This is a genomic window from Streptomyces zaehneri, from assembly GCF_032248645.1.
GTDB classification, from domain to species: domain Bacteria; phylum Actinomycetota; class Actinomycetes; order Streptomycetales; family Streptomycetaceae; genus Streptomyces; species Streptomyces coriariae.
Map to the genome: position 1 here is coordinate 164,753 of NZ_JASTTJ010000003.1, position 24,818 is coordinate 189,570.

The 24,818-nt window shown below is 72.7% G+C and carries 17 protein-coding genes and 1 tRNA gene; 11 read left to right on the forward strand and 7 right to left on the reverse strand.

What is annotated here, in order from left to right; translation table 11 throughout:
* Positions 1-44: 44 nt before the first annotated feature.
* The 3 genes from QQM72_RS06410 to QQM72_RS06420 all read right to left on the reverse strand — a co-directional run bounded on the left by QQM72_RS06410 (position 45) and on the right by QQM72_RS06420 (position 8,894).
* Positions 45-7,088, reverse strand: coding sequence for an SDR family oxidoreductase (locus QQM72_RS06410; protein WP_314219798.1), 7,044 nt, complete (start codon positions 7,086-7,088; stop codon positions 45-47).
* A gap of 586 nt (positions 7,089-7,674) precedes the next feature.
* Positions 7,675-8,352 carry an SDR family NAD(P)-dependent oxidoreductase gene (locus QQM72_RS06415; RefSeq protein WP_314220138.1) on the reverse strand — a complete coding sequence of 226 codons (678 nt, stop codon included), beginning with the start codon at positions 8,350-8,352 and terminating at the stop codon, positions 7,675-7,677.
* Positions 8,244-8,894 carry an acyl-CoA dehydrogenase family protein gene (locus QQM72_RS06420; RefSeq protein ID WP_314219799.1) on the reverse strand — a complete coding sequence of 217 codons (651 nt, stop codon included), beginning with the start codon at positions 8,892-8,894 and terminating at the stop codon, positions 8,244-8,246. The genes QQM72_RS06415 and QQM72_RS06420 overlap by 109 nt, the downstream gene beginning before the upstream one ends.
* Before the next feature lie 18 nt (positions 8,895-8,912).
* Here QQM72_RS06420 and QQM72_RS06425 point away from each other — a divergent pair, with 18 nt between their 5' ends.
* On the forward strand, positions 8,913-10,115 hold the full coding sequence (locus QQM72_RS06425; RefSeq protein ID WP_314219800.1) for a serine hydrolase domain-containing protein: 1,203 nt from the start codon (positions 8,913-8,915) through the stop codon (positions 10,113-10,115).
* 40 nt (positions 10,116-10,155) lie between these two features.
* Here the strand turns inward: QQM72_RS06425 and QQM72_RS06430 are convergent, their stop codons facing one another.
* Positions 10,156-10,734 carry a TetR/AcrR family transcriptional regulator gene (locus QQM72_RS06430; RefSeq protein WP_314219801.1) on the reverse strand — a complete coding sequence of 193 codons (579 nt, stop codon included), beginning with the start codon at positions 10,732-10,734 and terminating at the stop codon, positions 10,156-10,158.
* A 123-nt stretch (positions 10,735-10,857) separates the two neighbouring features.
* Between QQM72_RS06430 and QQM72_RS06435 the strand changes: the two genes are divergently transcribed.
* Positions 10,858-12,288 carry an MFS transporter gene (locus QQM72_RS06435; protein WP_314219802.1) on the forward strand — a complete coding sequence of 477 codons (1,431 nt, stop codon included), beginning with the start codon at positions 10,858-10,860 and terminating at the stop codon, positions 12,286-12,288.
* A 44-nt stretch (positions 12,289-12,332) separates the two neighbouring features.
* Positions 12,333-12,406, forward strand: a tRNA-Pro gene (locus tag QQM72_RS06440).
* 71 nt (positions 12,407-12,477) lie between these two features.
* Here the strand turns inward: QQM72_RS06440 and QQM72_RS06445 are convergent.
* Complete coding sequence (locus QQM72_RS06445) at positions 12,478-12,759, reverse strand: SHOCT domain-containing protein (protein WP_314219803.1); 282 nt, start codon at positions 12,757-12,759, stop codon at positions 12,478-12,480.
* 238 nt (positions 12,760-12,997) lie between these two features.
* On the opposite strand from QQM72_RS06445, the gene QQM72_RS06450 reads away from it, so the two are divergent.
* The 5 genes from QQM72_RS06450 (at position 12,998) to QQM72_RS06470 (ending at position 17,656) form a co-directional block, all read left to right on the forward strand.
* Complete coding sequence (locus tag QQM72_RS06450; protein WP_314219804.1) at positions 12,998-13,429, forward strand: DUF7144 family membrane protein; 432 nt, start codon at positions 12,998-13,000, stop codon at positions 13,427-13,429.
* A gap of 281 nt (positions 13,430-13,710) precedes the next feature.
* The gene (locus QQM72_RS06455; RefSeq protein WP_314219805.1) at positions 13,711-14,550 is read left to right on the forward strand and encodes an SDR family oxidoreductase; all 840 of its coding nucleotides are present in this window, start codon (positions 13,711-13,713) and stop codon (positions 14,548-14,550) included.
* Between the two features lie 111 nt (positions 14,551-14,661).
* Positions 14,662-16,050 (forward strand): cytochrome ubiquinol oxidase subunit I, encoded by a 1,389-nt coding sequence (locus QQM72_RS06460; protein WP_314220139.1) that lies wholly within the window; start codon positions 14,662-14,664, stop codon positions 16,048-16,050.
* Entirely contained in the window at positions 16,047-17,096 is a 1,050-nt protein-coding gene (locus QQM72_RS06465; RefSeq protein WP_314219806.1) for a cytochrome d ubiquinol oxidase subunit II, read from the forward strand. Before QQM72_RS06460 ends, QQM72_RS06465 begins: the two co-directional genes overlap by 4 nt.
* On the forward strand, positions 17,093-17,656 hold the full coding sequence (locus QQM72_RS06470; protein ID WP_314219807.1) for a gluconokinase: 564 nt from the start codon (positions 17,093-17,095) through the stop codon (positions 17,654-17,656). Before QQM72_RS06465 ends, QQM72_RS06470 begins: the two co-directional genes overlap by 4 nt.
* A gap of 109 nt (positions 17,657-17,765) precedes the next feature.
* On the opposite strand, the gene QQM72_RS06475 is transcribed toward QQM72_RS06470, so the two are convergent.
* On the reverse strand, positions 17,766-18,200 hold the full coding sequence (locus QQM72_RS06475; RefSeq protein ID WP_314220140.1) for a DUF6325 family protein: 435 nt from the start codon (positions 18,198-18,200) through the stop codon (positions 17,766-17,768).
* 202 nt (positions 18,201-18,402) lie between these two features.
* Between QQM72_RS06475 and QQM72_RS06480 the strand changes: the two genes are divergently transcribed.
* The 3 genes from QQM72_RS06480 to QQM72_RS06490 all read left to right on the forward strand — a co-directional run bounded on the left by QQM72_RS06480 (position 18,403) and on the right by QQM72_RS06490 (position 21,414).
* Positions 18,403-19,335 (forward strand): cyclase family protein, encoded by a 933-nt coding sequence (locus QQM72_RS06480; RefSeq protein WP_314219808.1) that lies wholly within the window; start codon positions 18,403-18,405, stop codon positions 19,333-19,335.
* A gap of 172 nt (positions 19,336-19,507) precedes the next feature.
* The gene (locus QQM72_RS06485) at positions 19,508-21,103 is read left to right on the forward strand and encodes a GMC family oxidoreductase (RefSeq protein ID WP_314219809.1); all 1,596 of its coding nucleotides are present in this window, start codon (positions 19,508-19,510) and stop codon (positions 21,101-21,103) included.
* Positions 21,104-21,279: 176 nt separating this feature from the next.
* Positions 21,280-21,414 carry a hypothetical protein gene (locus tag QQM72_RS06490; RefSeq protein ID WP_314219810.1) on the forward strand — a complete coding sequence of 45 codons (135 nt, stop codon included), beginning with the start codon at positions 21,280-21,282 and terminating at the stop codon, positions 21,412-21,414.
* A gap of 123 nt (positions 21,415-21,537) precedes the next feature.
* Here QQM72_RS06490 and QQM72_RS06495 read toward each other — a convergent pair whose 3' ends face one another.
* Positions 21,538-24,732, reverse strand: a complete 3,195-nt coding sequence (locus QQM72_RS06495; protein WP_314219811.1) for an AfsR/SARP family transcriptional regulator — start codon at positions 24,730-24,732, stop codon at positions 21,538-21,540.
* Positions 24,733-24,818 lie beyond the last annotated feature (86 nt).

Genomic DNA, 24,818 nt, shown 5'->3' on the forward strand with positions numbered 1-24,818 from the left:
GCCGACGATGGCGACGGGCCGGTGACGTGCAGCCACGGCCGCCGTCACCAGCCCGAGGCGGTGTGGACGACGGCCGTGGCGGACTCCTCGCCCCAGGCCAGCTCCCGCAGCAGCGCCGCGGTGCCCTCCTCCGGATCGATCAGCCGGATACCGCGCCGGGCGTACTCCCGGGCCAGCTCCACCCCGACCATGCCCGCGTGCCCGGCGGCGGGCGCCCACGGCCCCCAGTGCACGGTCACCGCGCGGTGCCCGGTACGGGCGGCGAAGGCCGCGCCGAGGGTCTCCAGCGCGTCGTTGGCGGCCGCGTAGTCCACCTGGCCCCGGTTGCCGAGGACGGCCGAGATCGAGCCGAACAGCACGGTGAACGCGGGTGCGGCGGGGAGTTCCTCCAGGGCGGTGAGCAGGGCGTCCGCGCCGGTCGCCTTGGTGCCGTAGACACGCTGGAAGGACTCGGCGCTCTTCTCCGCGACGAGCCGGTCCTCGATCACCCCGGCCGCGTGCACCACGCCGTCCAGCCGGCCGTGCTCGGCGTGGATCTCCTTCACCGCCTGGAGCACCGCCCCGGGCTCCCGGAAGTCGACGCAGCGGTAGCGTGCCCGGCCGCCGAGCGCCGTGAGTTCGGCGAGGGTGGCGGTGATCTCCCGCTGGGCCAGCAGGAGTTCGGCGGCACGGTTGATCTCCGTCGGCTTCATGCCGCCGCGCGCGGCGAGTGCGGCCCGCAGCTCGGCCGGGGTGCGGGCGGCCGCGGTGTCCGCGGCCTCGGGGCCGTCCGGCGCGGGGGTCCGGCCGAGCAGCTCCAGACGGCACCGGGCGGCACGGGCGAGCGTGGCGGCGAACTGCGCGGTGATGCCCCGCGCCCCGCCCGCGAGCAGGACCACCGAGTCCCGGTCCAGTCCGAGCGCCGCCGCCTCGGCGGCTCCGTCCCCGGCCGGTCCGGCGCCCGTGCTGCCGAGCGTGCCGAGCGGCGCCTCCACCAGCTCGAAGCCGTGCCGTCCGGCCGCCGTCCGCAGGACGACCGGGGTGCGGTCCGGCGCGACCGCCTCCGCGACCACGGCGTCCGCGACGGCGGACGGCGAGGCGTCGCAGATGTCGACGACCCGGGCGACCAGCTCCGGATACTCACGTGCCACCGTCCGGAACAGACCGCGCAGCCCGGCGGTGCGCGGATCGGGTGTCCCGCCGTCGGCGGTCCGCACGGCCAGCAGCCAGCGCGGGCCGCGTGCCAGGGCGGCCTTCAGGACGGGGAAGGCGTCCGGCAGTACGGGACCGTCGCCGGCGCCGTCCAGGGCTCCGAGGTACAGCACGCCGTCGACCGGCCCGTCCGCCTCGGTCAGGACGTGGTCCCGGGCCCGTACGTCGACGTCGGCGCCGTGGGACACCAGCCGGGCCACCGCCTCCGGTGCTTCCCCCAGGAGGATCCAACGGGTTCCGGAGAGCGTGGCGGAGGGGACCGCGGAGGGGGTGGCCGAGGCGTCGGCGCCGGCGTCGAGCAGGACCGGCCGCAGCACATGCCTGCGGGGCGGCTCGCCGGTCACCTCCGGTGGGGCCTGCCCAGGCGTTCCGGGCTCCGTGACGGGTACCGCCACCGCTCCCGCCACCGCCGTGTCGGGCTCGGCGGTGGGCGCGGGGGCGGCCGGTCCGCCCAGCCTGGCGGTCAGCCAGTCGGTCACCGCGGCGGCCGTCCGCGCCTTCGCGAGCTCCTCCAGCTCGTCGTCGTCCATCGATGCGAGGTCCGCGCCCGCGCCTGCACCCAGACGCCGGGCCAGCTCGCCCGCGATCTCCGCCCGCTTGATGGAGTCGATGCTGAGGTCGGCCTCGAGGTCGAGGTCGGGCTCGATCATGTCGACGGGGTAGCCGGTGCGCTCGCTGATGATCTCCAGGACGACCTGCTGGACATCGACGGGCCCGGTGTCCCGGGGCGGCGCGCAGTCCTCGGCCGGTTCCGCCGTGGCGGCGGCCACCGCCGGCTGTGGCGTGGGGAGTTCGGGCACCGCCTGGATCACCTGCGGCACCCCCGCCACGGGCGCTGCGGGCGGCGCGCCCGCGGTGGCCCCGAAGTAGGTGAGCAGCACGTCCCGTTGGGCGGCGATCATCTCCCGGCTGGTGCGCAGGAATTCGGAGACGAGCGCGTCCCGGTCGGACGGGACGCCGTGCGGGGGGTTCGTCGTCACAGTCGCCACGGTCCTCTCGAGGGGTTCCACGACTCGTCGGGCCGGTGCGAGCGCACCGGGGAGGAGAGCGCCGGCGGCGGTACGGACCAGCTGTCCGTCGACCGTCCAGCCGGGCCGCTTCGGCACGGGGGTCCGTATCGCGTCGATCGCGTCCCGGCCGCGCAGCAGCCACCCGGCGCGTACCGGCAGGCCCGCGACGGCGAGCCGGGCCAGCGCGTCGAGCCAGCCGTGCAGACCGCTGCCGGGGCGGGGCTCGCAGGCCACCGTGCGGTGCGGACGGTCGCCGAGGATCTGCCCGACCAGCCGGGTCAGCACCGACCCGGGACCGGCCTCGACGAAGACCCGCGCGCCCGCCGCGTACATCGCCTCGATCTGCTCGGCGAAGGCGACCGGGGCGCCGATCTGGGCGGCGAGTTCGGTCCGTACCCCGTCCGCGTCGGCGGGATACGGCGCGGCCGTGCGGTTGGACCAGACCGGGAACTCGGGCGCGTGCACCGGCCGGACCGCCAGTGCCTCGGCGAAGCGGCCCGCGGCACCGGCGACCAGCGGGCTGTGGAACGCGCAGGCCACGGGGATCCGCTTGGCCCCGATACCGGCCTCGCGCAGCAGCCGTACGGTGTCGGCGACGGCGTCCGAGGGGCCCGAGATCACGGTCTGCTCGGGCGAGTTGCGGTTGGCGACGACCACGGAGTCCGGTGCCCGCACCGCCTCCAGGGCCCGCGCCACCTTGTCGGCACCGGCCGCGACTGCGGCCATGGTGCCAGGATCGCCACCGGCGGACCCGGCGGACCCGGCGGCTTCGAGGATCGCCGTCGCGCGTTCCGCGCTGAGGTCCAGCAGGGTCTCGGGGCTCAGGGCGCCGGCCGCGCAGAGGGCGACCAGCTCGCCGTAGCTGTGTCCGGCGGCCATGTCCGGCCGTATCCCGGCCGCGGTGAGCACGGCGTGCGCGGCGAGTCCGGCGACGCCGAGGGCCGGCTGTGCCACCCGGGTGTCGGTCAGCGCGGCCTGCTGACGGTCGCGTTCCGCGTCGTCGAAGGCGGCCGGCGGGTACAGGGCGTCGGCGTGGGCGCGGCCGAGTTCCAGGTAGGGCCGCAGCTCGGGGAAGGTGACGAACAGGTCTGCGAGCATGCCGGTGCGCTGGCTGCCCTGGCCGGGGAAGAGGAAGGCGACCTTGGAGTCCGCGGGGTCGTCCTGGGGGTCTTCCGGTCCGGCCCGGTGGATCCCGCGTGCCGGGTCGTGCTCGGCCGGATCGGCCGACACCCGTCGCAACTTGCCGACCAGGTCGTCCACGTCCGTCGCCACGACCGCGACCTGCGCCGGATCACCGCTCGCGTCCGACCGCCGGGCGGCGCCGAGCGCCAGGTCCCGCAGCCGCCACGGCCGGCCCTCCGCCTGCGCGAGCCTGAGGAGTTCGTCCACCGCACGGCCGGCCGCGGCGGCGTCCCGTCCTCGGAAGACGAACAGTTCGGCCGGCCAGGCGTCCGCGCCCCGTACCGGCGGCACGCCGCCGGCGTAGGCACTCAGCACCACATGGAAGTTGGTGCCACCGAAGCCGAACGCGCTGACCCCGGCGACGCGTTCCTCGGCGGGCGCCGCCCAGGGCCGGGCCCGTGCGTGGAAGGCGAAGGGGCTGCTCTCCCGTTCCCAGGCCGCGTTGGGGGCCTCGACGTGCAGTGTGGGCGGCCGGACGCCGGTGTGCAGGGCGAGCAGTGTCTTGATCAGCCCGGCGAGTCCGGCGGCGCACTTGGTGTGCCCGATCTGCGACTTCACCGAGCCGATCGCACAGCCGCCCGGCTCCGCCCCGGCCTCGCCGAACACCTCGCTGAGGATGCGCAGTTCGGTGCGGTCGCCCACCACCGTTCCGGTGCCGTGCGCCTCGAGGAGACCGACGTCGGCCGGGGAGACGCCCGCGTTGCGGTAGGCGCGTTCCAGGGCCGAGCGCTGGCCCTCGGGCCTGGGCGCCGTGAGTCCGAGCGAGCGGCCGTCGCTGGAGGAGCCGAGGCCCTTGATGACACCGTAGATCCGGTCGCCGTCGCGTTCGGCGTCCGCGAGCCGCTTCAGGACGACGCAGGCCACGCCCTCGCCGAGGGCGATGCCGTCCGCCGAACCGTCGAAGGCGCGGGAGCGGCCGGTCGGGGACAGGGCGTGCACGGAGGAGAAGAGGACGTAGTCGTTGATGCCGTTGTGCAGGTCGGCGCCGCCGCAGAGCACCACGTCGGAGGTGCCGCCCACGAGTTCCTTGCAGGCGACGTCCACGGCGGCCAGCGAGGAGGCGCAGGCCGCGTCGACGGTGTAGTTCGCGCCGCCGAGGTCGAGCCGGTTGGCGATCCGTCCGGAGATGACGTTGGCGAGCATGCCGGGGAAGGAGTCCTCGGTGAGCTGCGGCAGCTGGTCGTCCAGGCCCGCCGGGACGCTGCCGTAGTAGGAGGGCAGGACCGCCCTCAGCGTGGCCGCGTTCGACAGGTCGCTGCCGGCCTCCGCGCCGAACACCACCGAGGTGCGGGAGCGGTCGAACTCCCTTCCCCCTTCGCCGTATCCGGCGTCCTCCAGGGCGCGCCGGGCCGCCTCCAGGGACAGCAGCTGCACCGGCTCGACGCTGCCGAGCGACGTGGGCGGGATGCCGTACCGCAGGGGGTCGAAGGGGATGCGGGGCAGGAAGCCGCCCCACTTGGACGGGGTGGACTCGCCGTGGTGGACGGCCGGGTCCCAGCGGTCGGCCGGGACCTCGCCCACCGCGTCCACGCCCCCGACCACGTTCGCCCAGAAGGTGGGCAGGTCGGGTGCCTGCGGGAACATGCACGCCATGCCGACGACGGCGATGTCGAGCGGGGCCGGGGCGGCCGGCTCCCGCACGGTCTCCTCCCGGCCCAACTCGGCTGCCCGCCGGGTGAGATGCTCGATCGCGCCGGTGGTCACCGACTCGTGCAGCGCGGCGACCGTGGTGGTCGCCGAGCGCAGCACGGCCACCGCCCCGGCCATGAACATCCCCTCGTCGAGCTGGCGTTGCTCGTCGACGGGGGTGAGCGAGCCGTCGGTGTCCCGGGTCACGCCCTTGCTCGCGAGGCGCAGCCGGCCGACGTTGAGCCGCTCCAGGGACTCCCAGATCTGCCGGTCCCCGGCGCCCTCGGCCCGCAGCCGGGCCTCCTCGTCGCGGTAGCCGGCGGCGAACGGGCTCGGCACGCACCGGGTGGCGTGTCCCGGCGCCGACTCCAGGAGCGTGGTGCGCTCGGCGGCCATGACCTGTCGCTGGAAGAGCGGCCGGATCGCACCGCGGGACACGGCCTCTTCGGTGAACAGGTACGCGGTGCCCATCAGCACGCCGACGGCCGCTCCGCGCGCGGTCAGCGGCGCGGCGAGCGCGGCGACCATCGCCGCCGACCGCTCGTCGTGGACTCCGCCCGCGAAGAACACCTCGACGTCCTCGGCCCGGTGGCCCCGGGACCAGTCCTCCAGGACCGCCAGTTGCGCCTCCCAGAGCGCGAAACTCGCGCGCGGTCCGACGTGTCCGCCGCACTCCGAGCCCTCGAACACGAACCGGCGGGCCCCGGCCTCCAGGAACTGCCGCAGCAGCCCCGGCGACGGCACGTGCAGGAAGGTCCGGATGCCGTCCCGCTCCAGTGCCTGTGCCTGTGACGGCCGGCCGCCCGCGATGATCGCGTGCGTCGGCCGCAGCTCCCGTACGGCCTCCAGCTGTGCGGCGCGCACGTCCTCCGGCGCGAAGCCGAGCACACCCACGCCCCAGGGCCGGCCGGCCACCGCCTCCCGGGTCTCGGCGAGCATGGCCCGCGTCCGCGCGCCGTCCGCCAACGCCAGGGCGAGGAAGGGCAGTGCGCCGTCGGCCGCCACCGCCGCGGCGAACGGGGCCCCGTCGCTCACCCTGGTCATCGGCCCCTGGGCGAGGGGGAGCCGGGTGCCGAGCGCCCGGCTCATCGGCGACCCGGCCCGCAGGGCCCGTCCGGCCGTGTCGTCGCGTACGGCGTCCAGGATCGCGTCCCGCACCGCCCGCAGGGTCCGCCGCACGTCACCCCAGCGTTCGGCGAACCGCGCGGCGAGGAAGCCGTCCTGGCCCACCGGGAGCAGCTGTCCGCGCGGATCCTGCGCGCCCAGCAGCGCCGCCACCGCCTGCGGTCCCGCGTCCTGCGGGATCCGCGGTGCGTCGGGGCCGCGCCGCAGCAGGACCCGGTGTCCGGCGAGGACGACGGTCTCCGAGCCGTCCAGGGTGCGCAGCGCCGCGGCGGCGGGTTCGGGCAGCGCGGACTCGGCGAGCAGGGCGAGCTGGCTGTCCAGGACGACGCCTGCCGCACCGCCTGCCACCGCGGCGGCGGCCGTGCGCGGGCCGATGCCGCCGCACGCCCACACCGGGGCGGCCACCTCGGGTGCGGCGAGGAGCTGCTGGAGCAGGACGAAGGTGCTCAGCTCGCCGACACGGCCACCGCTCTCGGCGCCGCGGGCGATCAGGCCATGCGCCCCGGCGCGTAACGCGTCCAGCGCGCCCGCCAGGTCGGTGACCTCGACCAGCACGCGGTAGCGGGCGCTGAGGCCGGCGATCGGCCAGGGCGCGCTGTCGGTCTCCGGGGTCCGCGCGGTCTTCGCGGTGTCCGCGGTCTTCGCGGTGTCCGCGGTCTGGTAGGCCTTACGGGCCTGTGCGGCCTCCGCGGTCAGGATCACCGTGTGCGGGCCGTCGGGTTCCAGGTCGGCGGGGGTGAGCCGGCAGTGTGCGCCGACCCGGACCCCGAAGGCGCCCGGGGAGGCGCGGCGCAGGCGGGACAGGGCCTCGCGGGTTCTTCGGTCACCGGATCCCAGGTCGAGTACGCCGAGCCCGCCGGCCCGGTTGATCGCCAGGGCGAGCCCGGCATCGGGTTCGCCGAAAGGAGTGATGCCGATGATCATGTCCTCGGAACGCACAGCAGACGTCATGATTCTCCGAATCAAGGGTGAGACTGCACGGTGGGGGGTTCGGGACAGCAATGGCGGCTCACCGGATTCCCGCGGGCAGGGGTCCACCGCGGAACGCCGTTCTAAAGCGCGTGCTCGAAACGCGTTGAAAGGTAGTGCGCTTATTACTCACTGGTCAACGTTCGAACGATCGGACGGTATCCAGCCGCAATGATTCGGTCAGTCATGGGCGGAGGGCCAGGGCGTAGGAAATCGGATGAATTCCTTTCGTGCCCGGCCTCGTTCACCCTCCACTCACACTGTAGAAACATGAACGAACGCAGGAAATGGGTTCCTCTGGACCGCTTGTCCGAATCGACACGCACATTCCCGGCGTCGGCCGGGTGGCGGGGAAAATTCTGTGTGTCGCTCCCGGAGTGACCGGGAAAGGCTTGTGCGGACGGCGGTGCCCGAGTCGACCTGTGAGACGGGCCTTGACGCGGACCGGACCGCCCCGAAGACTGGAACGACTGCGGAGTCGAGCCGGTCTTCGGGAGGTCGTCGACCGGCTTGACTGCGTGGTCACCCGCCCTCCGCCCCCTCCGCCCTCTCGGCGAGGCCGGGCGCTTCACACGCTGTAGCCCCCGTCCACCCCCAGGGCCTGGCCCGTGATGAACCCCGCCCGGTCCGAGGCGAGGAAGGACACGGCCTCCGCGATGTCCGTCGCCTCCCCGAACCGGCGCAGCGGGATGTTCCGCCGGGTGACCGCGAGCGCCTCGTCGTCCAGTTCGCCCGACGCGATCAGCCGGCCCGCGATGCCGTCGGTGAGCATGCCGGGCGCGACGCAGTTGACGCGGACCCCGTAGCGCCCCTCCTCGGCGGCCAGGGCGCGGGCGACCGCCTCGACCGCTCCCTTCGCCCCCGAGGACAGCCCGTCGCGTACCGGGAAGCGCCGGGTGGCGACGGTCGTGACCGCGACGATGCTGCCCCGGCTCCGGCGCAGCACGGGCAGCGCCGGATGGGCGAGATTGAAGAACGCCCCCGCGTCCGCATCGAGTTGGGCCCGGTACTCGCCCGGCGTCACCCGGCTCAGATGTCGCATCGGCACATGCGGACCGGCGGCGTACACGAGCGTGTGGATGCCGCCGTGCGCCTCGGCGGTCGCGGTCACCGCCCGGGCCGTCGCCGTCTCGTCGGTCAGGTCCAGGGGGAGCGGCGCGAGCCCCTTCGTCTCGTCGGCGAGGGCCTCGGCCGCCTCCCGCCGGGCCCGGTAGGTGAACACCACCGCGCTGCCGCGTGCCGCCAGTGTCCGTACGACCGCCGCACCGATGCCGCCCGTGCCACCCGCGACGAACGCCACCCCCGGCCTGCCGGAGAAGTCCTCCATGCCTCACCGTCCTCCCGGTCTGCGTGCCCTGTCTCCGTGCCCCGCCGCCGCGTGCCCCGGCTCGCAGCCCCAGGGGCTTGGCGATGGCCGCCTTCATGACCTCGCCCGTCCCGGCCCGGATGCGGGTGCTGCGTTTCGTCCGCGTACAGCCGGGCGATCGGGTACTCCAGCATGTAGCCCTGTCCGCCGAAGAGTTGAAGACATCGGTCGACACCGATGGCCCGCGTATCGGTGCGGAAGGGCTTCGGCTTCGCCGCGTCGGCGCCGGAGAGCCGGCCCGCGACGAGTCCGGCGACGGCACGATCGAGCAGGGCCTGTCCGGGCGGTCGCCTCAACCGGCCGGGTCGACCGGGCGCCTCAACCGGCCGGGTTAACCGGTCGGGTCGGGGGAGGTGTGCCGAGGGCCGTACGGGTCCGGGGTGACGGCGTACGGAGTGTTGACCCCGTGACCGATGTGACAATCAGCCCATAGTGCCCGTATGACGCGTACCCGTACGGCGCTGCTGTGCGCCGCCGCTCTCCTCGCCTCCACCCTCCAGACGGCGGCCGCGGCCGCCACCGCCGTCCCCGATCACCAGGGCCGGGCCTGCGCCGCCACCGCGAAACCGCGGGGCCAGGCGCGCAGGGTCCTCGCCCTCGTCCGCGCCGCCCGCAAGGAACTCGGTCTCAAGGCCGCCCTGGTCAAGGTCACGGTCGACGGGCGTGAGCTCGTCACCGGCGCGGACGGCGAGTCCCTCACGGATGTGCCCGCCACGCCCGCCATGCACTTCCGGACCGGCTCGGTCGGCATCGCCTTCATGGGCACGGTGCTGCTCCAGCTCGTCCAGGAACACAAGGCGCGCCTCGACGACCCGGTCTCCCGCTGGCTGCCGAACCTGCCGCACGGCGACAAGATCACCCTGCGGATGCTCGGCGACTCCACGTCGGGCCTGCACGACTACGTCACCGACCCGGTGTTCCTGAAGAAGCTCTACGCCGACCCCTGGCAGCACTGGACCCCCAAGGAACTCGTCGGGATCTCCCTCAGCCACCCCCTGTGGTACCGGCCGGGCACCAACTGGAGCTACTCGCACGCCAACTTCGTCCTCCTCGGCCGCGCCCTGGAGAAGATCTCCGGCACCCCGCTCGACCGTCTCCTGCGGCAGCGTGTCATGAAGCCCCTCAAGCTGCGCAACACCCGCAGCAACGACAACGCGCTCATCCCGCCGCCCGTGCTGCACGCCTATGACGACGAACGCGGCACCTACGAGGAGTCCACCTACTTCAACCCCTCCTGGACCACCGCCCCGGGGGCCATCCTGACCCAGGACATCTGCGACCTGGCCCGCTCCGGGCAGGGCATCGGCTCGGGCGAACTTCTCTCGAAGCACTCCTTCGACATCCAGCTGGACCCGGGCACGGTCGGCCTCGGACACCCCACCGCGAACTGCCCCGCCACGGTCTGCCTGCCCATGACGGAGGACTTCCACTTCGGCATCGGTGTCGTCGTCAAGAACGGCTGGGTGGTGCAGAACCCGTCCTTCTTCGGCTACGCGGCCGTGATGGCGTACGAGCCGCACCAGCGGCTGTCCATCGCGGTGTCCACGACGGTGGGCCCGGACGCCCCCGAAGGGAACACCGCCCAGACGATCACCGAGCGGATCGCGGACCTGCTCGCCCCGCAGTACCCGCTGTCCGGCTGACCCTCCCGTCGGCGACCGGCGCGCACCCCGTCCGGCCCGGTCAGCGACCGGCGCGCACCCCGTCCAGGGCGATGGCCAGGACGCGGTCGCGCTGGGCGTCGTCCACGAAGGCCGTCGCGGTGATCCCGGCGACCATCCGCAGCAGATCGCCGAAGTCCATGTCCGGGCGGGCCGCCCCGGCTCGCTGGGCCCGTTCGAACAGCGGGCCGCCCGCCGCGTACATCGAGTCACGGCAGGCCTGGAAGATCTCCGACCCGTCCTCCAGCGCCTCGCGCACCGCCCGCTTGGTGACCATGTAGCCCGCGAACCGTTCGAGCCAGGCGGTGAGCGCCTCCCACGGATCCAGGCCGGCGAATTCCACGGCCGACCGGCACAGCGCGTTGACCTCGTCCGCGTACACGCTCTCGAACAGTGCCCGGCGGGTCGGGAAGTTCCGGTACAGCGTGCCGATGCCGACGCCCGCGCGCCGGGCGATGTCCTCCAGGGACGCCTCGGAGCCGTGCTCGGCGAACGCCTCGCGCGCGGCGGCCAGCAGCGCGTCGTAGTTGCGGGCCGCGTCCCTGCGGACGGGCCGCTGGGCCGCGACGATCTCGCTGACGGGGAACTGCTGAGCCGGCACTGCTGCCTCCTGGGCGGGACCCGGTTGAACCGGAGGGGTGCCTCCGCTAGAGTGGAGGAGTGCCTCCACTTTAACAGTCCGAGGCCTCTTCTCCTCTTTCCGGGTCCTTCCGAGAGGCTTGTCATGCCCCGCAAGTCCACCCGCCTCACCTTCGCGGTTCTCGCGACCGGTGCCGGCGTGTTCTCCATGCTCCAGTCGCTGATAGCGCCGGCCCTGCCGACCGTGCAGCACGCCCTGCACGCCTCGCAGTCCACCGCGACCTGGGTGATGACCGCGTATCTGCTGTCCGCGTCCGTCTTCACGCCGATCCTCGGCCGGGTCGGCGACCTGATCGGCAAGAAGCGCACCCTCGTCGGGGTCCTGCTCGCCGTCCTGGCCGGCTGTCTGCTCGCCGCGCTCGCGCCGGACATCGGCGTCCTGATCCTCGCCCGGGTCGTCCAGGGCGTCGGCGGCGCCCTGTTCCCGCTCTCCTTCGGCATCATCAGGGACGAGTTCGCCCCCTCCCGGGTGCCCGGCAGCATCAGCAACCTGTCCGCCGTGATCGCCGCGGGCGGTGGCGTCGGCATGGTGGCGGCCGGACCGATCGTCTCCGCGCTCGACTACCGCTGGCTGTTCTGGATCCCCGTCGGCATCGTCGCGGCCGCCACGCTGATCGCCCTGCGTTATGTGCCCGAGTCGCCCGACCGGGCGCAGGGCAAGGTCGGCTGGCTCGGCGCCGTGCTGCTGTCCGGCTGGCTGGTCGCCCTGCTGCTGCCGCTCAGTCAGGCGGGCAACTGGGGCTGGGGTTCGGCCCGGGTGATCGGTCTGTTCGCCGTGGCCGTGGCGCTGTTCGCGCTGTGGCTGTTCACCGAGGCCCGCTCCCGCAGCCCGCTGATCGACCTGCGCATCATGCGACTGCCGGCCGTGTGGACCACCAACCTGGCCGCCCTGCTGTTCGGCGCGGGCATGTACGCGATCTGGTCCTTCCTGCCGGGGTTCGTCCAGACCCCGAGCACGGCCGGCTACGGCTTCGGCGCGAGCGTCACCGCCTCCGGGCTCCTCATGCTGCCGATGCTGCTCGCGATGTTCGTCTCGGGTGTGCTCAGCGGCCGCCTCGAGCCCCGCGTGGGCGCCAGGGCACTGCTCACGGCAGGCGCCGCACTCGGCGCGCTGGCCCTGGGCTTCCTCGCCCTCTGGCACGACGAGCAGTGGCAGATCGCCTTCGTGGCAGGCGTGTTCGGCCTCGGTATCGGCCTGGCCTTCGCCTCGATGGCCAACCTGATCGTCGGCAGCGTGCCCGCCGGGCAGACCGGCGCCGCCACCGGCATGAACGCCAACATCCGTACCATCGGGGGGTCCATCGGGGCCGCCGTCACCGGCGTCCTGGTCACCGGCCGTCTCCAGCCGTCGGGCCTGCCGTACGACTCCGGCTACACCCACGGATTCACCCTGCTCGCGGTGCTCTGCCTGGGCGCCGCCCTCGCGGCCCTGCTGGTCCCGGTCCGCCGCGCGAGCCGTCTGGGGGAGCCGGCCGCCCACCAGACGCCGACCGCCGCACCCACCCCCGTACGGTAGGCTCTGCCTGCGTGTTCCCGCAGCTCACCGCCGCGGCAACGCCTCGGGACGTGGCGCAGCTTGGTAGCGCACTTGACTGGGGGTCAAGGGGTCGCAGGTTCAAATCCTGTCGTCCCGACTTTGCGAAGTCGCAGGTCGTAGGTCAGAGGCTGTACCGGAGCGGTTCCGGTACAGCCTTTCGCCTGGGGATCAGGACTCGAGGATCCTGCGCTTCTGCTCCTCGAACTCGGCCTCGGTGAGGACACCCTGGGCCTTGAGCTCGCCGAGCTGCTTCAGCTGGTCGATCTTGCTGCTCATGTCGGGCTGCGGGGCGGGCGGGGGAGCGGCGGCCGGCGCCTGCTGCGGCGCGGCCTGCTGATCCTCCTGCTGGGCCCAGCGCCCTTGCTGGCGGCGTGACACGCGGTTGGACACGGCGGTCGCGGTACCGGCCACGACGGCTGTGCGGGCTACCCCGCGGAGGAGACCTGGCACGGCGGATTCCTTTCTCGCCGGAGACCTGCGGAAGGGTCGGCTCATCCGGCCGGCGCGCGACGGTCGGCGCACCGGATACCCCCATTGGACCACCGCCGGATTTCCCTCGCACCTCGGCCCCCGCGCTGAACTGCGTGAATACCGGTGTTCTGCCGGTTTGTGCTTCTCGTGGCAAGCTGATATCTGGGCGAACGAACGGCCACCTGTCAGTGGCGAGATGCAGTGGGAGGAGCCCGAAATGGCCGCGACCGGAATGCACCACGGACACAGAACGGCAAGCAGCGGCGGAGCGTGGGTGTCCGGCTGGACCGGCTTCGCCGGAGTCATGATGATCTTCGGCGGAGTGATGGCGATATTCCAGGGAATTGCCGCCATCGCCGAGGACGACGTCTTTGTCGTCACCCGGAATTACGCCTACAACTTCAATCTGACGAGTTGGGGCTGGATCCATCTCGTCCTCGGCGTGCTGGTCGCGCTCGCGGGCGCCGCTCTGTTCCGCGGCGCGGTGTGGGCACGCGTCATCGGTATCGCCGTGGCCGGCCTGTCGATGATCGCCAATTTCATGTGGCTGCCGTACCAGCCCGTCTGGGCCATCGTGCTGATCGCCGTGGACGCCTTCGTCATCTGGGCGCTGTGCGTCGGAACGGGCCGGGAGACCCGCACCGAGTAGCCCGTTCGCGCGGCCGGTCCGACCAGCCCGCCCGACCGGCCCCGCCCGACCAGCCTTGACCGGCCCGTCGACCAGCGCGTCCGGCCTGCCCGTCCGAGCGGTCCGCGCCGCCCCGCGCGACCCGGTCGGCGGGCATTGGGCCGTTCAGCGCGGGCCGGCACCCGGGCGGCTGACGGGAGACGCGCCACCGTGCCGTACCGATCCACACGTGTTTTCGTTGTCGGGCGGATTCCTTCGAGTGTCCGCCGAATGTCCGCGCCGGCACGCACAGGGAGACACGAGTGGAAACCAGCGGCAAAAATGGTCGCCAGCCCCTTGCCCCGCTGCTTCTCAAAGGCCAGAAAGCGCTGGTGACGGGCGCGAATTCCGGCATCGGAAAGGCCACGGCGATCGGCCTGGGCCGGGTGGGTGCCGATGTGGTCGTGAACTACGTGGCGGGACGGGAAGACGCGGAAGAAGTGGTGCGCGAGATCGAGGGTTTCGGCGTCCGCGCCTATGCGCACGAAGCCGATGTGTCGCAGGAGGACCAGGTCGTCGACATGGTCTCCCGTATGGTCGAGGAGTTCGGCACCATCGACGTCATGGTCGCCAATGCGGGCCTTCAGCGGGACGCGGCCCTCACCGACATGACCGTCGGCCAGTGGCGCAAGGTACTGGACGTGAATCTGACCGGACAGTTCCTGTGCGCACGGGAAGCGGCCAGGGAATTCATGCGGCGAGGTGTCGTTCCGGAGGTGTCCCGGTCCGCCGGGAAAATCATCTGCATGAGTTCGGTCCACCAGATCATCCCCTGGGCCGGCCATGTGAACTACGCGTCGTCCAAGGGCGGGGTGCAGATGCTCATGGCGACCCTCGCGCAGGAGCTCGCGCCGCACCGGATCCGGGTGAACGCCGTCGCTCCGGGAGCCATCCGCACGCCCATCAACCGCAGTGCCTGGGAGACCCCCGAGGCCGAGGCCGACCTTCTCCGGCTCATCCCCTACCACCGCGTCGGCGACCCGGACGACATCGCGAACGTGGTGGCCGCGCTGGCCTCCGACCTCCTCGACTACGTGGTGGGGACCACCATCTACGTCGACGGCGGAATGACGCTGTTCCCCGGATTCGCCACGGGTGGCTGAGACCCACCACGCCAGCGCCATCCCGGACGAGCCACCGAGGACCATGTGAACAGCGCGATCGACCACTTTCTGGCGGACGGCCCCGCACAGCTGCTGCCGGCCCGGGAGCTGATGGCCTTCACCCTGGGCTCCCACATCCTGCTCGTGCCCTTCGGCGTGGCCCTGCCCGCCATCACCCTCCTGATGCACTACCGCGGGCTGCGCAAGGCAGACGCCGTCGCCCTGCTGCTCGCGCGGCGCTGGTCGGCGGTCATGGCCGTCCAGTTCGCCATCGGCATCGTTACCGGCACGGTGCTCTCCTTCGAACTCGGCCTGCTGTGGCCGGGGATGATGGGCCGGTGGGGTGATGTCTTCGGCCTCGGCTTCGGGATCGAGGCCTGGGCGTTCTTCCTCGAGGCGATCCTCATCGCCATCTACCTGTACGGCTGGCGCCGGCTCAAGCCGTGGACGCATTTCTGGCTCGGCCTGCCCCTGCCGCTGGCCGCCCTGATGGGGGCGTTCGGCATCGTGGCCGCGAACTCCTGGATGAACACCCCGCGCGGCTTCTCGCTCGACGCGTCCGGCAAGCCCGTGGACGTCGACGTACGCAGGGCGATCTTCACCCCGATGTTCGGCCCGGAGTACTGGCACTTCGTGGTCGGAGTGGTGCTGACCGCCGGCTATGTCATCGCCGGGGTGTACGCGGTGGGCTGGCTGCGAGGCCGCCGGGACCGCTACCACCGGCTCGGTTTCACCGTGCCGTTCTCCGTCGCCGCGATCCTGACCCCCGTGCAGTTCGTGCTCGGGGACTCGATCGCCCGGTCCGTCTTCCACAAGCAGCCGGTGAAGTTCGCGGCCACCGAGATCGTCTGGAAGACCGACACCCACGTGCCGGAGTACATGTTCGGACGGCTGCATCCCGACGGGACGATCTCCGGCGGGATCAGGATCCCCCAACTGGACTCGATCCTGGCCGGTTTCAGCCCCGACACCAAGGTGACGGGACTGTCCTCGGTCCCGGCGGGCGACCGTCCGACGGCGACTCAGGCCACCATCGCGCACTGGGCGTTCGACATCATGGTGACCATCGGCAGCCTGCTCGTCCTGCTCGCCCTCTGGTACGGCTGGTGCTGGCTCCGCCGCCGTGACCTGCCCGGGTCCCCGTGGTTCTTCCGGTGTGCGGCACTGGCCGGCGGCGCCTGTCTGCTGACCGTGGAGTGCGGCTGGATCACCACCGAGGTGGGCCGGCAGCCCTGGATCGTCTACCAGAACATGCGGGTCGCGGAGGCGGTGACGGACACCCGGGCCCCGACCCTGTGGACGATGCTCGGCCTCGTCGTGGTGCTCTACGTCCTCGTGTTCGGCGCCTTCCTGACCGTCCTGCTGAGGATGAGCAGACGATGGCGGCTGGCCGACGAGGGCGCCGCCACGGCAGCCGCCCCCGGGGACGTGGAGGGCGACACCCCCTACGGGCCCCGGCCGTTGTCCACGACCGGCGGCAAGGACGGGGGCGGCGCATGACCGAGGACGCCGTCGCCTGGGTACTGCTGGCCGTGGTGACCGCCTACGCGTGCGCCGGCGGCACGGACTACGGCGCCGGATTCTGGGACCTGCTCGCGGGGGGCGCCCGGCGGGGCAGGCGCCCCCGGTGGCTCATCGACCACGCCATGGAGCCGGTGTGGGAGACCAACAACGTCTGGCTCATCTTCGTCCTGGTCATCATGTGGACCGGCTTCCCGGTGCTGTTCCAGACGGTCTTCACGGCCATGTGGCTGCCGCTGGCCCTGGCGGCCGTGGGACTCGTCCTGCGCGGCGCCGGGTTCGCCCTGCGCAAGCCCACACGGCGGCTCGCCGGGCGCAGGGTCTACGGCGCGGTCTTCGCCGTCTCCTCGCTGCTGACGCCCTTCTTCCTCGGAGCGGCGGTCGGCGGGCTGGCCACGGGCCGGGTGGCTCCCGGGACCAAGGCGTCGGCCGACGCGTGGTCCAACGGGACGTCCGTGATCGCCGGCCTGCTGACCGTCGCCGCGACCGCCTTCCTCGGGGCGGTGTTCCTGACCGCCGACGCCCGCCGCTTCGACGCCGCCGACCTGATCGGATACTTCCGCCTGCGGGCCTGGTGCAGCCTCGGCGTCCTCGCCGTCCTGGCGTGCGTCGGCCTCGTCGTCACCCGCGACGACGCGCGCTACGTCCACGACGGGCTGACCGGCGGCATCGGTCTCGCCCTCGTCCTGGTCGCCGTCGTCAGCGCGCTGGCCACCGCCGTGCTGCTGTACCGCACCGCCACGGGATGGGCGAGGATCACCGCCGTCGGCAGCGTGGCCCTGGTCGTCGTGGCCTGGGGGCTGGCCCAGCGGCCCTATCTCATCCCCACCTCGCTGACCGTGTCCGAGGCGGCCGGCGCGCCGACGGCACTGCGCTGGCTGCTGCTGGTCACGGCCATCGCCGTGGTGCTCGTCGGACCGCCCCTCGTCCTGCTCTACCGGCTGGACACCGCCGGGGCCCTCCAGCCCCTCACCGAGGCTGACCTGCGGCGGACGGCGGCCGGACGGGAGCCCGAGAGCCCGTGACCGGCGGCGCGGAGTCGTTGCGCGGGGCCGGGCAGGCACCGCCGATCGTGCTGGTCCTCGGGGTGTCCGGCTCCGGCAAGACCACCGTCGGCAAGGCGGTCGCCGAGGGGCTCGAAGTGACGTTCGTCGAGGGCGACGGCTTCCACAGCGCCGCCAACATCGCCAAGATGACCGCCGGCCACGCCCTGGACGACGCCGACCGCGGGCCCTGGCTGCGGGCTCTCGCCGACCGCGTCCGGCGCTCCGCCGAGGCCGGGGAGGGGCTGGTCGTCGCCTGCTCGGCCCTCAAACGGGCGTACCGCGACGAACTCCGGGCGGCCGCGGGCGCCCGGCTGTGGTGCCTCTACCTCGCCCTGGACCGGGACACCGCACGGGAGAGGGTGTCCCGGCGCACCGGCCACTTCATGCCCGCCCGGCTGGTCGACTCGCAGTTCGCGACGCTGGAGCCGCTGGAACCGGACGAGCCGGGCCTGACCCTGGACGCCACCGCGGCTCTGCCGGCCGCTCTCGCCCGGGTGCGGTCCGCCGTCGCCTCCTTCGGGCGGTCCACGGGCCGCTGACGGGGCACGCGCTCAGGAGTACGGCGAGGTCCCCCGGCCGCGGCGCCGGGCCGCCGGACCGGGTGCCGGGGAGGAGCCGGTCCGGCGAGCCTGGTCGGCGAGGGAGTCGCTACGTCCTCGGCGGCCGTACGTCGTCCGTCTCGTCCAGCGCGGCCAGGACGGCCGGTACCGGGATCCGCCCGGAGGCGACCAGCTGTGCGCCCCCGCGTCGCAGGGCGGTGGCGAAGGGCGCGGCCCACACGTTCTCGTAGACCAGGATCGCCGCGGAGTTGCCGGGTCCCAGAGCGCCGCCGGCCTCCTCGATGTCGTCCTGGCCCAGCAGGCCGGAGGAGGCGCCCTCGAAGACGGCCAGGTCCAGAACCCCGTCCCCGGTGAGATCGGCGATCTCCAGGCCGACCACGGAGCCGTCCTCCTCCTTCCGGACGAACAGCAGATCGAGGATCCGGATGAGGCCGCGGTCGACCAGATCGACCAGCAGGGGAAAGCCCTCACCGGTCATGCGGTTCCCGGGGAACTCGACGACGACGTAGTCGATCGGTCCCATTTCGACGAATTCATCGCTCACGGCTTCACCCCTGGGTGGTCACGGCGTTCAGCGGCCCCCTGTTTTCGGACTTCATTGCAGCATCGGACGGAGGCAGCCGCACCTCGGTGCACCGCCGACCCGCACGGCTCCTGCGTCACGCGCCCGCACGGCTGCGGCGACTCGGCGTGCGGGCACCGGGGACCTGCCGGAGGGTGGGGGCATGCGGACGAGCGGCGAGCTGAGCGAGGCCGGCTTCCGGCGTCTGTACCGGCACCTGCGCGACACGTCCCCCGGCGGAGCCGGGCCCCGGGGCGCCCTGGACACGATCACCGCGGAGCACGTGCTGGCCGCCGTACGCGAGGTGCGGTCGGGGCGTACGGTGTCGCTCGCCGCCCCCGTGAACACCCGGAGCGGACCCGACGACGCCGACCCGGCCGAACACCGGCTCACCGCCCCGGCCGGCGGCGAACCCGGGCCGAGCGGACTGGAGTTCGCCCGCGACCGCTTCGCCATGAACGTGCACGGCGACGTGAACAGCCACCTCGACGCGCTGTGCCACGTCGTCTACGACGGCACCCTGCACGGCGGCGTACCGGCGGCCGACGTACTGTCACCGGACGGCGCGAGCGCCCTGTCCGTCGACCTCGCCCGCGACGGCATCGTCGGACGCGGGGTCCTCCTCGACATCCCCCGGCTGCACGGCGTCCCCTGGCTCGAACCCGGAGCGCGGGTGCGGGCCGAGGACCTCGCCGCCGCCGAGGCGCGGCAGGGCGTCAGGGTCGGTCGCGGCGACATCCTGCTCGTCCGGGTCGGACACCGCCGCCGCCGCGAGGAGCTCGGCCCCTGGGACGTGGCCGACGCGCGTGCCGGACTCCACCCGACGGCCATGGAGTTCCTGGCCGAACGGGAGGTGGCCGTGCTCGGCGGCGACGGCAACAACGACAGCGCGCCCAGCGCGGTCCGGGAGGTCGCGTTCCCGGTCCATGTGCTGGGCATCCACGCCATGGGACTGCACCTGCTGGACTATCTGCGGTTCGAGGACCTCACGCCGGTCTGCGCGCGCGAAGGCCGCTGGTCGTTCCTCTGCGTCATCGCCCCGCTCCGGCTGCCCGCGGCCACCGGATCTCCCGTCAATCCCCTCGCGATCCTGTGACACCTGCTCGGTCCGCCCACGCACGTGCACGGGGCGGCGTCGCCTCCCGGCGTCCCGGGTCACCCGAGCGGCCCAACTCGCCGGAAACATGGCCCGGAGATACGTTGGTGGTCGGGTCGGACGGCCCATTCACCCGGCAGGACCGGCGCATGCTCCGAGGACGGTGGCCGGCATGACCGACGCGCAGTACTACGACGTCATCATCATCGGGACAGGCGCGGGCGGTGGCACCCTCGCCCATCGGCTGGCACCCACCGGAAAACGGATCCTCCTTCTCGAACGGGGCGGCTATCTTCCCCGTGAACGGGACAACTGGGACTCCACCGCGGTCTTCGTCAAGGGGAAGTACCGTGCACCGGAGTTCTGGTACGACAAGGACGGCAAGGAGTTCCCGCCCGAGGTCAACTACTACGTGGGCGGCAACACCAAGTTCTACGGTGCCGCGCTCTTCCGGCTGCGCCCCGAGGACTTCGGCGAACTCCGCCACCACGACGGCGTGTCCCCCGCCTGGCCACTGGGCTACGAGGACTTCGAGCCGTACTACACGCAGGCCGAACACCTCTATCTGGTCCACGGCCGGCACGGCGAGGACCCCACCGAGGGCCCCACCAGCGCCCAGTACGCGCACCCGCCGGTCCAGCACGAGCCGCGCATCCAGCAACTCAGCCACGACCTGGAGAAGCAGGGACTGCATCCCTTCCACCTCCCGATCGGGGTGAACCTCACCCAGGACGACCGGGGCAGGGCCACCCACACCAGCGCCTGCATCCGCTGCGACCGCGTCGACGGATTCCCCTGCCTGGTCGGCGCCAAGTCCGACGCGCAGGTCATCTGCGTCGACCCCGCTCTCGCACACCCCAACGTCGAGATGGTCACCCACGCGGACGTGCGGCGGCTGGAGACGGACGCGACCGGCCGGAGCGTCACCTCGGTCGTCGCCACGGTGGGGGAGCCGGGCGACCGGGACGCTGCCACCGTGGAGTTCCGCGCCGACCTCGTGGTGGTCGCCTGTGGCGCCGTCAACTCCGCTGCCCTGCTGCTGCGTTCGGTCAGCGACCGGCATCCGCGGGGACTGGCCAACAGCTCGGACGTGGTGGGCCGGCACTACATGCGGCACAACAACCTTGCCCTGATGGCCGTGTCCAGGGAACCGAACGACACCAGGTTCCAGAAGACCCTGGCGCTGCACGACTGGTACCTGGGATCCGACGACTGGGACTACCCCCTCGGCGGCATCCAGATGCTCGGCAAGTCCGACTCCGAGCAGATCCACGGCGAAGCGCCCCGCTGGGCCGGTGCGGTGGCCCCCGACATGCCGTTCGAGGTACTGGCCCATCACGCGGTCGACTTCTGGCTGTGCGGAGAGGACCTGCCCGCCGCCGGCAACCGCGTCACCCTGGACCGGGACGGCGGTATCCACCTGGCCCTGGACGAGAAGAACAACGTCGCCGGACTGAACCGCCTGCGGCACAAACTGCAGGGCATGCTCGGTCACCTGGGCATGAACGAACACCATCTCCTGTCGCACAGCATCTATCTGCACAAGGGCATGCCCATCGGCGCCACCGCGCACCAGGCGGGCACGGTCCGCTTCGGCGACGACCCCGGCAGCTCCGCCCTCGACGTCCACTGCAAGGCCCACGACCTGGACAACCTCTACGTCGTCGACACGAGCTTCTTCCCGAGCATCGGGGCGGTCAACCCCTCGCTGACCGCCATCGCCAACGCCCTGCGCGTCGGCGACCACCTCGCGGAGCGGCTCGCATGACACCTGCCGGTCCGGCCGGCGGCGTCGTCGGTACGGGGTGGGCGGGGTGTCCGTGCCGCTGTCCGCCGGCGGTGGGGCCGGGGTCGTGAAGGAGGGGCCGGAGAACCGATGGGTGGGGTGGCGGCGGGTGCTGCCACCCCGGTGCGCCGACCGACCCTCAGGGAGTCTGGTCCATCATGATGCACCTGTTCGTGCCGATGGCCGCGGTCGAGGCGAGTTCGGCCGCCGAAGCATTTGGCGCGGCCACGCCAAGAATGGCGAAAGCGGTGAGACCGGCCATGACGGCCATTCGGCTTATCGTGCTCACTTGAACGGTTACCTCTCCCTGACTCATGACTCATGACTCGACTCATGATCCTTGATCTTGGGAGGGGACCGTAGCGGATCTCGGCTTGCATGGGAAATCGAACGAACGGCCGTTACTGGTTGCGACTTTAATTACCGCCTGGTTCGAACGTCTGTCGCGGTAGGGCACGCGCTGTCGCCTCGCCACCCACCGTACGCCGTACGTCCGTCAGAACGTCTTCCGTCCTGGCTTTCTCGTCGACATCGTGGGTGCGCTCGGCCAGTGAAAGGGCCACCTCCAGATGTTTCCTCGCCGCGTCGAGCCGGCCGGCCGCGAAATGCGCCTGACCGATGTGGCGCAAGGCCTGGATCTCCTGGTGGGCGGCGCCGATCAGCCGGGCGATGTCCAGGGCGTCCAGGAAGTGCCGCTCGGCCTTCCCGGCATCCCCCGCCTTCCGGTGCGCCTCGCCCAGGCCGATCAGGGTGTCGGCCTGGCTCTTGCGGTCGCCGAGCTCGCGGAATTCCGCCAGAGTCTCCTGGTAGAGCGGGAGAGCCGCGGCGGTGTCGCCCGATTCCGTGAGGACATCGGCGAGGCTGCCGCGTACGGTGGCGCGGTCGTAACGGTTCCCGGAATGTTCGAGGAAGGTCAGCGATTCCTCGAACGACCGACGCGAGGATTCCAGGTCTTTGCGACGCAGATACAGATCACCGATGTTGTTGAGCGTTTTCCCGAGCGCCGCGTGGTCGCCCGCCTCGGTGAATCCGCTGAGCGTCTTCTCGAAGTGTTCCAGCGCGCGGTCGTGTTCCCCGAGGAAGAGCAGGGTCACGGCCATGTTGTTGTGCAGGCGCGCACAGGCCAGGGAATCTCCGGATATCGAGGTGATGGCGAAGGACTTCTGGAAGAGGACGAGCGCCGCCCGATGGTCGCCCATGTGCCAGTTCAGGGTGCCGAGCGTGCGCAGCACCTCGGCCTCCGCCTCCTCGTCCCCCGTCGCACGCGCGATCCGCAGGGCCCGGTCTCCGCTCTCGGCCGCCTCCGGGTAGCGCCCGGTGTGCGCGTGGACGGCGCTGAGATGCAGCAGGGCACGGCACAGCGCGGCCTGCTCGCCGGTCCCGGTCCAGTGCTCGACGGCGGTCTCCAGGACGGCCTCGGCGTCGACCCAGTGGCACTCCTCGTCGAGGAAACCGGCCATGGCGTAGGCGAGTCGGGCGGCCGCCCCGGGACGGCCCTGGCCACGCGCCTGGCGCTCGGTGGCCAGCAGGTTCGCACGCTCGGCGGCCAGCCAGGACCGCGCGGCCCCGGCGTCGGGCCAGTCGGGCGGCGCCGCGCCGGGGCCGCGCTCGCGCGGCGGCGCGGGCCTCGTGCGGCGGGGGTACGCGAGACGGTCGGCGCGGTCGGCGGCGTCGACGTGGAAGTCCGTCAGGCGCCCGAGGACCTCGGCACGCTCCTCGTCGGTGTCGTCCGCGAGGGACCTGGAGCGGCCGTACTCGCGCAGCAGGTCGTGGAAGCGGTAGCGGTCCGGGGTCGGTTCGCGGAGCAGATGGCAGGTCAGCAGTGACTCCAGCACGCGCTCCGCGGCGGCCGGGCGCAGGTCCAGCGAGGCGGCCGCCGAGTCCACCGTGAAGTCCGGGCCGCAGTGCAGACCGAGCCGGCGGAACGCGGCGCGCTGGTCCGGGGTGAGGGTCCGGTACGTCAGGTCGAAGGCCCGCAGCAACTCCTGCTCGGCATCCCGGATCTCGACCAGCCGTCCCTCGGTACGGGTCAGGCGGTCGGCCAGGGTGCCGAGCGTCCAGGCCGGGTGGGCGCGGAAGCGGCTCGCGACCAGCTCGATCGCGAGCGGGAGGTGACCGCATAATCGGACGATCGTGGTGATCTCCCGGATGTCCAGGGTGCGTTCCCCGCCCGCGCAGGCGCGGAACAGGGCGATGGCGTCGTCGGTCGGCAGCACGTCGAGCGGGATGTGCCGGGCCTGCGGCAGACCCGTCAGCCGGCGCCGGCTCGTGATGATCGTCAGGGTGGGCGATCCGCTCGGCAGCAGCGGGCGGATCTGGTCGGCGCTCACCGCGTCGTCCAGGACGATCACCGCCCGTCGCTCGGCGAGCATGGTCTGCCACAGCGCGGTCCGGCCCTCCAGTTCGACCGGGATGGTCTCCGCCGGCGCGCCGAGCAGACGCAGCAGGGTGGCCAGGGCCGCGCCGGGACCCAGCGGTTCGCCGACGGGGGAGTGGCCACGCAGGTCCACATACAGCTGGGCGTCGGGGAACCGCTCGGCCAGCCGGTGCGCGCCGTGCACGGCCACGCTGGTCTTGCCCACCCCGGCCATGCCGCTGACGGTGCTGACGGACTCCAGGCTGACCACCCGGCCCTGCTCCGCCGCCGCGTCGACCGCGGCGCTCAGGGCCCGCAGTTCGGCGCGTCGGCCGATCAGGGGCGGCTGATGCGGCAGGTTCCTCGGCGGACGCGGGCGGGCAGGCGGCGGGCCCGCGGCCGGGCGGGCCGGGCGGGGCACGGCCGTGCGGCCCCGGACGAGGTCGGCGGCCGGCACCCGATCGAGGATCCCGCGATGGACGCGGTCCAACTCGGCGCCCGGGCGGGAGCCGTACTGGGTCATCAGCATCCGGCGGGTCTCCTGGTGCACCCGCAGCGCGTCGGTGTACCGGGCGCCGCCGTAGTACGCCAGCATCAGCTGGCCCGCCAGCGTCTCGTCACCCGGATACCGGTCGACGAGAGCGGACAGCTCGGCGGTCACCTCCGTGAACCGGCCGAGCCGGAGGCAGGCGGCGATCCGGGAGACGGCGGCGCCCAGCCGCCGCTCCGCCAGCATCCGGCGGGTGGTCTCGGCCCACAGTCCGGGCAGCCCGGCCAGTGCCTCGCCCCGCCAGAGGCCTTCCGCGCGGTCGAGGAGGGCGGCCGTCCGCTCGTCGTCGCCGTCCGCCGCGACCGCCCCGGCCTGCGCCACGAGCTGCTGGAACCGGTGCCAGTCGACGGCCTCGCGGGCCGCCTCCAGCGTGTAGGTGTGGGCCCGGCTGACGATGCGCGGCGCGCTCGCCGAGGACGGGTCTGCCAGCCGGAGCCGCCGGCGCAGCCGTGAGACATAGCTGTGCGCGTTCTCCCGTGCGTGCGGCGGCGGTTCACCGTCCCAGAGCCGGTCCATGAGCACGCCCAGCGCGACCGGCCGGCCCACGTCCAGTGCCAGCAGGCCCAGCAGGGTCCGCTCCTTGTCCGAACCGAGCTCCACCCGCCGGCCGTTCGCGCGCAGACCCACCGGGCCCAGTACCTGGAATTCCACCAGCGCCTCCCGCTGGTCCGGCCGTTCGACGACCATGGCGCCGGGGATGGTCATGCCATGGGGCGAAGAGCATGACAGGGAGGGCAGGGGGTTCCAAGAGGGGCCGTTGTGCTGGCCGAATCGCTTCCTTGCCGGAGCCC

Coding starts and splice junctions, on each gene's coding strand:
- QQM72_RS06475 (WP_314220140.1), bottom strand. CDS start 18,200: ATGGGACCGATCGACTACGTCGTCGTCGAGTTCCCCGGGAACCGCATG.
- QQM72_RS06460 (WP_314220139.1), top strand. CDS start 14,662: ATGGCCTTCACCCTGGGCTCCCACATCCTGCTCGTGCCCTTCGGCGTG.
- QQM72_RS06490 (WP_314219810.1), top strand. CDS start 21,280: ATGATGCACCTGTTCGTGCCGATGGCCGCGGTCGAGGCGAGTTCGGCC.
- QQM72_RS06435 (WP_314219802.1), top strand. CDS start 10,858: ATGCCCCGCAAGTCCACCCGCCTCACCTTCGCGGTTCTCGCGACCGGT.
- QQM72_RS06495 (WP_314219811.1), bottom strand. CDS start 24,732: ATGACCATCCCCGGCGCCATGGTCGTCGAACGGCCGGACCAGCGGGAG.
- QQM72_RS06425 (WP_314219800.1), top strand. CDS start 8,913: ATGACGCGTACCCGTACGGCGCTGCTGTGCGCCGCCGCTCTCCTCGCC.
- QQM72_RS06450 (WP_314219804.1), top strand. CDS start 12,998: ATGGCCGCGACCGGAATGCACCACGGACACAGAACGGCAAGCAGCGGC.
- QQM72_RS06465 (WP_314219806.1), top strand. CDS start 16,047: ATGACCGAGGACGCCGTCGCCTGGGTACTGCTGGCCGTGGTGACCGCC.
- QQM72_RS06485 (WP_314219809.1), top strand. CDS start 19,508: ATGACCGACGCGCAGTACTACGACGTCATCATCATCGGGACAGGCGCG.
- QQM72_RS06410 (WP_314219798.1), bottom strand. CDS start 7,088: ATGACGTCTGCTGTGCGTTCCGAGGACATGATCATCGGCATCACTCCT.
- QQM72_RS06480 (WP_314219808.1), top strand. CDS start 18,403: ATGCGGACGAGCGGCGAGCTGAGCGAGGCCGGCTTCCGGCGTCTGTAC.